The organism is Streptomyces sp. SID11385, assembly GCF_010548245.1.
GTDB lineage: Bacteria > Actinomycetota > Actinomycetes > Streptomycetales > Streptomycetaceae > Streptomyces.
Genome location: NZ_JAAGLR010000244.1, coordinates 1 through 244, shown reverse-complemented (window position 1 = coordinate 244; position 244 = coordinate 1). Strand labels below are relative to the sequence as shown.

At 81.1% G+C, this 244-nt stretch carries 1 pseudogene; it reads right to left on the bottom strand.

Annotation, left to right across the window (positions count from 1 at the left end):
- Positions 1-244 (bottom strand): annotated as a pseudogene (locus G3I42_RS07375) (iron-containing redox enzyme family protein); the annotation flags it as partial.

The following is a 244-nucleotide window of genomic DNA, read 5'->3' as shown; positions in this document are numbered from 1 at the left end:
GAGCAGCAACGGGGCGAGCACCTCCGCGCGCAGCACCTGCTCCTCGGCCGCGCCCGACTCGGCCCGCGCCAGCGGGTAGCGCCCCGCCTCCTGCGGGGCTCCGGTCCGCTCGAGGGCCGCGGCCACGCACCCCGCCGCGCGCGGCAGCAGGACGCCCCACGCCGTCGCGTGGCCCACGAGCGCGCCGCGCAGGGCGCCGTGGAGGCCGAAGAGCGCGCCGAGGTTGGCGAGCGCGAGGGACTCG